The organism is Bacillus sp. P4_D3, assembly GCF_056401855.1.
This window is the reverse complement of record NZ_JBFUIN010000186.1, coordinates 1-5,985: the sequence shown is the minus strand read 5'-3', so window position 1 is coordinate 5,985 and position 5,985 is coordinate 1. Positions and strand designations below refer to the sequence as shown.

Here is a 5,985-nt window from a genome sequence, read left to right as displayed (position 1 = left end):
TTACAACATTATTACTAAAACGTTCTGGACTTCTTTCCATCTCTTCCATCAATTCTTCATACGAAAATGAATGCACTCCATCTTTTCCAATAAACTTCCCTTGATTCTCTTCAAGCAATACTCGCTCATTATCAATTTCCATAAATATATGCACTGCATTTGTCTTCGTTTCAATAATCGGTTTAAATCCTAATTCCTTAATTACTTCCTGTTGATTATGAAGTGCTACTTGAATTTCTTTATATTTACTTATAATTTGTTGTAAAAACGGCACTTCTAATTTTCTTAATGCAGGATGATGTGAATCTACAAGAATTAAACCAGAATTTGCGAACATTTTCGTAATAAGGCGTGCAAAGAAATCTACATATGTATGCGATTTACCTAAAGCATCATCAACAAATTGTAATACATCCTTTGTAAAATTCGTTTCCGGATATGTTTTAAAAATCTCTTCGACCCATTTTCTACAGTCTTCAATAGAAAGTTCAGACTCAGAAGCACTCGCCTTTTTCGGATAACGTTCATGAAAAATGGTCTTTTTTATTTTTTTATTTTTCGTTACAAATGTATGATTAATTTCATCCATATCATGGTCTTCACCAGCAATCCAAAAGACAGGAACAACCCGAACCCCTAAACTCTCTTCTTTTTCTTTTGCAAGCTGTAAAATTGAAATGATCTTATGCACTGTATAAAGCGGACCAGTTAATAACCCAGCTTGTTGTCCAGCTATAACTACATATGTATTTTCATCTTCAAGCGCTTTTATATTTTGAATTGTAAATTCTCCCGCTTGCAATTGTGTATTATATTCTAATAAATGCGTTACTAAATCTTGACGGAAGAACTCTCTCTCACGCAAATCATGTAAACGCTGTTTAAAAGCATCCTCTGTTAACAGATAATCAAAACATGACTGTATCTCTTTTTTAACGTTCATATAGTCCGCTACAACACCTTGTAGTGGAACAGAGATCTCTTTTATCTCCATATAATTCTTCCTTTCGTATCCTGTTCTCTCACCAACCCACATTGTAGTCAATGTTTCACGTAAAAGCAAAGAAAAACACTTATAATTCCATTCCTTTTATTGCATTGAACAAAAATCGAAGTGTCGGAACAGATTGTTGTTGTTCCTTAGCTTCTTCTAATACATATCCAACAATCGCATTAACTTCTGTTTGTCTATTCGCTCTTACGTCCGCTAACATAGATGAAGTATTATGAGATGTTTTTTCACATACTTGGCATACCATTTGCCATAGCATTTCCCTATCTTCTTCTTTAACAAGAAATGCAACTTCCTGAAATACTTGCTCCATCATTTGATAAAAAAACGGGTTTGAAATTAACTCCCCGTTCTCAACCCGCAATAATGCCGTCAATGGATTAATACATACATTGACTACTAATTTATTACGCATAATCCCCTTCCAATCATCTTCTATCTGAATCGGAAAATAATCAAAAGGAAAACAATTAAATACCTTTTTAAAACAACTAGATTGACCACGCACTACACCAAACTTTGTAACACCTATTCCAGTATGACGAACTGTATGTCCATCCTCTTTTTTTGCACCATGCTCCACAATCCCGACTGCTATACGTTCATTCCCTATTTTTTGCATAACGTGAAGATGCGACATTCCATTTTGCAAAAAGATTAATGACGATTCTCCCTGCACAAAAGGTAATATATCAGTTACATGATATTGCTTTACAGCAATAAATGTATAATCTAACTGTTTATCCAGCATACTTTCTATCGGTAAAATAGATGGAAATACTGTTTCACGTTCTCCATTCCTAATACAACTTACACCCGTTAAGTTTAATTCTTCTGCTTGCTTAGCGTTTCTTGTAAACAACGTAACATCTTGATTGCTTTTTTGTAAATAAAATGTATATAGGAGACCAATAGCTCCCGGTCCAACAATTCCAATTTTCATCTTCACACAAAGAACTCATATTAACAAGTGATATAAGTTCACTTGCCCTCCCCCCTTTACATCTTATTAAATTACAATTACATAGTTAAGGATTCAATTATCTTGTAACAAATGCAACCCCTTCTTTCACTATGTATATACTACCTATATACATAGTTCTATTCTTAGTTTAGCAAATCCTCAAAAAAATAATGAAAGAAATATTCTATCTTCTTCATAAAAATTAAAAAATGAGTTATAATATTATTATAAATATTTTAACTTTTCTGCATTCAACAAGATAAGAAAAGGATGTGATGTAATGGGATTCCCAAAAGTTGAACGCTTGCTCATCAATTATAAAACATTAGATGCATTTAAAAAATTTAAAGGGTGCGGAGCTCAAGAACTATCCATGTTGGAAGAATTACAAGCAAACATTATTGAAAATGATAGTGAGTCTCCATTTTACGGTATTTATTATGGAGGATCGCTAATCGCACGTATGAGTCTATACATGAAAAGAAACGGTGGAGAACCATTTGAAATTACAGGTACTTACCTAGAACTTTATAAACTCGAAGTGTTGCCGACTTTTCAAAAACAAGGATTCGGACAAATGCTTGTTAATTATGCGCAACAACTACAATTCCCAATTAAAACGATAGCACGTATCCAGTCAGCTGGTTTTTGGGATAAATTAAGTTTCCAGCCAGTATCAGTAACTAATGGTGATTTTTATATTTGGCAACCAGAAACAAATTCGAATGCGATTACAAACGAAGAATCTGCATAAGAAATAAAAAAAACAGCTGTTACGCAGCTGTTTTTATTTCTTTAATTTTTCTAATTCTCCATTCGAGCGAGCGCCATTTCTTTCTGCTACCATTACACTTCTTTTTTGATCAATATAATCAAGTAATGTTCTATATTCTTCCTCATATACTGATAATCGCTCCAGAAGACGTTCTTTCTCTGTTTGTAACGATTCAATTTGTTGTTGTAACATCATTAAAGAGCTTTCATCTTTATAATTTCGCAAGAATTCAATAACATCATTCAATGTAATAGATTTTGGCTCTAATACCGTTGTCTCTTTCACTTCATAATTTTCTACCTTACGAAGTTGCTTTGCTTCTTCAATACGTTCTTTATACTGCTTTCTAACGTAAGAATTCCACCTAAATCCACAAGCTGCAGGTGTACGAGACAAATGCCTCCCCACTTCTTTAAAAGCGGAAAGTTGCGTTCCACCTTCACGAATATGCCGGAGTACTACTTCTGCCAGAAGCAAATCTTCATCATCAGTCCAAGCATCTTGTCTTGTTGTCGCCATCTCTCTAGTCCTCCCTATGCATTTTTTATTAAGCATATGCAGTTACTAGAAAAGATAGAATACAACAAATAAAGAATAAGACAAAAAAAATAAACGTAGAAGATATCTTCTRCGTTTATTTTTCGCAATTACTTGCTGATTACTTCTTTACCTTTGTAAGTACCGCATGCTTTACATACACGGTGAGCTAATTTCGCTTCACCACAGCTTGGGCACTCTACCATACCAGGTACTGATAATTTGAAATGCGTACGACGCTTTCTTTTTACTGTTTTAGAAGTTCTTCTAAAAGGTACAGCCATTCTTCCCACCTCCTTAAAAGAAATAATTATTTTCATATGAAGGCCTAAACCAGTCTTCCGATTATTTGTCAAAAAACTTTGCAAGTCCTGCTAATCTTGGATCAACAGTCTTTTCTTTGTTTTCTTCCGAAATCACTTGCCAGTCTTGACCTTGCATCGGTGCTCCACCAGAAACATCATCACTGAAAATTTGCATTGGAATCTCCAAAAGTATATTTTCCTTGATTACGGGCAGTAAGTCAAGTACTTCTCCTTCTAAACAATGAATTTCAGCTTCTGTTTCAAATTCTTCTTCTGAAGTTTGGAACACCTCAGTTGTTTTAATGTCAAATGGTAATGTCACATCTACTAAAGAGCGAGAACATGGTAAAACCATGCTTCCAGTTATATGTAGATGAAACGTAAACTTACCGGAGCCAAAATCAACTCTTCCTGTTACATGAACAGGATTAATTTCACGAATATCTTTTTCGACCTCTTTTAGCTCACTTACATCTACCATTTCATTTAATGTCAATCCTTTATTTCTCAATTTATTCAATTGATGGATGGACCATTTCATATCATATCACCTCAAGGCAACAAACAAAATTATAGCTAGCCATTTTATATTTGTCAATGTTTTTTCTTTACACTATAATGAAGTCATCATAGGAAATAATATATACATTATCACGTTTTCCAAAAAGATGCTACATCGAAAGGAGAGATTACCATAAAATCCAGTGGTATTGTTGTTGAATATAACCCTTTTCATAACGGTCATGCTTATCATGTGCAAGAAACAAAAAAGTTAACACAGTCTGATATTATTATCGCCGTTATGAGTGGTCCTTTTTTGCAGCGTGGTGAGCCCGCACTCATCTCCAAATGGTATCGTACTAAAATGGCCTTAACAAACGGCGTAGACCTTGTTGTAGAGCTTCCTTATGCATTCGCAACACAAAAGGCCGAAACTTTCGCAAATGGCGCAATTTCGATTTTAAACGCCCTTGGTGTTTCTGAAATTTGTTTTGGTAGTGAAGATGGACAAACTGAAAATTTCTACACTACCATCGCTATACAAAAAAATGAAGAAAAGACTTTTAATCGTCTTGTGAAGCAATTTATGAATGCAGGTAATAGTTATGCAAAAGCTACATCTGAAGCCTTTCTACACATCTTACCACCCGAAAAAAACGTAGATATGTCACAACCAAATAACATTTTAGGCTTACAGTACATTAAAGCCATTCTCTTACAAAATAGTTCCATGCAAGCACAAACTATAAAAAGATTCGCCTCTCATTATCATGATGAAACATTTCACGATCAACATATTGCAAGTGCAACAAGTATTCGCAAACAGCTATTTATTGAAAACAGTTCCTCTACAACTATTGAGCCTTTTATCCCGAAAATGACTGCTTCTCTTTTAGAAAACTACAAGCAAAACTACGGGACGTTACATAACTGGGAAAAATACTTTTCATTTTTTAAATACAAACTTATGACGATGTCTTCAGAGGACTTACAACATATATATGAAATGGAAGAAGGTTTAGAGCATCGTATTTTATCAAAAATACAAAACAGTTCATCTTTCTATTCATTCATGGAAGCATTAAAAACAAAACGTTATACATGGACTAGATTACAAAGAGCTTGTACACATATTTTAACAAATACAACGAAGGAAGAAATACACAAAGCAAATATAGCGCAACATGCGCCGTATATCCGTCTTCTCGGAATGTCACAAAAGGGACAAACTTATCTTTCTAAAAATAAGAAAAAAATAGAACTTCCAATCCTTACTCATACAAAAACTTTTGAACATCCGACTTTAGACATAGAACGAAAATCAAATGCTGTATATTTCTCCATAATGCAAGAACCTTTGCGGACACAACTACTAAAACAAGACGCAACGCATCATCCAATTCGTTATGATGAAATAATGAAAAAATTCCTATAAGAAAAACCTCTCTTCTTCAGAGAGGTTTACTTTATTTCACCCATTTTTTCCAAATACGTTAATGCATCATCCAGTGTGTCCACCGGTACAATTTTCATCTTTGTTTTAATATCTTTCGCAGCTTCAAGAGCATCTTTATAATTCGATTTCTCTACACCTTTTTCATTTGGCGCAAAAAACACTTCAGCTCCTGCATCACTAGCAGCTACTACTTTTTGCTGAATACCACCAATTGGACCAATTTCCCCTTTATCATTGATTGTACCTGTTCCAGCTATTTCATGTCCGTTTGTTAAATCTTCTTCAACGAGCTGATTATAAATTTCTAGTGTAAACATTAACCCTGCTGATGGCCCCCCTATTTCATGGGAATCAATTTTCACTTTCGGATCTACTACTAACTCTCTTTCCGTAACGATAGAGACCCCTATACCGACACGTCCATTCCCATTAGGG

The 5,985-nt window shown here is 34.3% G+C and carries 8 protein-coding genes; 2 read left to right on the top strand and 6 right to left on the bottom strand.

Annotated features, from left to right (window positions below; genetic code table 11):
- Positions 1-994, bottom strand: a 994-nt coding sequence (bshC, locus tag AC1DTM_RS16540) for a bacillithiol biosynthesis cysteine-adding enzyme BshC (protein ID WP_477000506.1), incomplete at its 3' end; no start/stop codon positions are given.
- A 79-nt stretch (positions 995-1,073) separates the two neighbouring features.
- Positions 1,074-1,961 (bottom strand): 2-dehydropantoate 2-reductase, encoded by an 888-nt coding sequence (panE, locus tag AC1DTM_RS16535; protein WP_002111450.1) that lies wholly within the window; start codon positions 1,959-1,961, stop codon positions 1,074-1,076.
- Between the two features lie 295 nt (positions 1,962-2,256).
- Between panE and AC1DTM_RS16530 the strand changes: the two genes are divergently transcribed.
- Complete coding sequence (locus AC1DTM_RS16530; RefSeq protein WP_002160696.1) at positions 2,257-2,730, top strand: N-acetyltransferase; 474 nt, start codon at positions 2,257-2,259, stop codon at positions 2,728-2,730.
- Positions 2,731-2,763: 33 nt separating this feature from the next.
- Here AC1DTM_RS16530 and AC1DTM_RS16525 read toward each other — a convergent pair whose 3' ends face one another.
- The 3 genes from AC1DTM_RS16525 to AC1DTM_RS16515 form a co-directional block, all read right to left on the bottom strand.
- Positions 2,764-3,270 (bottom strand): RsfA family transcriptional regulator, encoded by a 507-nt coding sequence (locus tag AC1DTM_RS16525; protein WP_002160695.1) that lies wholly within the window; start codon positions 3,268-3,270, stop codon positions 2,764-2,766.
- A 128-nt stretch (positions 3,271-3,398) separates the two neighbouring features.
- Positions 3,399-3,572: a 50S ribosomal protein L32 gene (gene rpmF / locus AC1DTM_RS16520; protein ID WP_001984764.1), complete on the bottom strand. Its 174-nt coding sequence runs from the start codon at positions 3,570-3,572 to the stop codon at positions 3,399-3,401.
- Between the two features lie 61 nt (positions 3,573-3,633).
- A complete protein-coding gene (locus AC1DTM_RS16515) occupies positions 3,634-4,134 on the bottom strand; it encodes a YceD family protein (RefSeq protein ID WP_000872151.1) in 501 nt (166 codons plus the stop codon).
- A 153-nt stretch (positions 4,135-4,287) separates the two neighbouring features.
- On the opposite strand from AC1DTM_RS16515, the gene AC1DTM_RS16510 reads away from it, so the two are divergent.
- A complete protein-coding gene (locus tag AC1DTM_RS16510) occupies positions 4,288-5,529 on the top strand; it encodes a nucleotidyltransferase (RefSeq protein ID WP_165762447.1) in 1,242 nt (413 codons plus the stop codon).
- A 26-nt stretch (positions 5,530-5,555) separates the two neighbouring features.
- Here AC1DTM_RS16510 and AC1DTM_RS16505 read toward each other — a convergent pair.
- Positions 5,556-5,985 (bottom strand): S16 family serine protease (locus AC1DTM_RS16505; protein WP_477000505.1); only part of this gene is annotated, 430 nt, incomplete at its 5' end.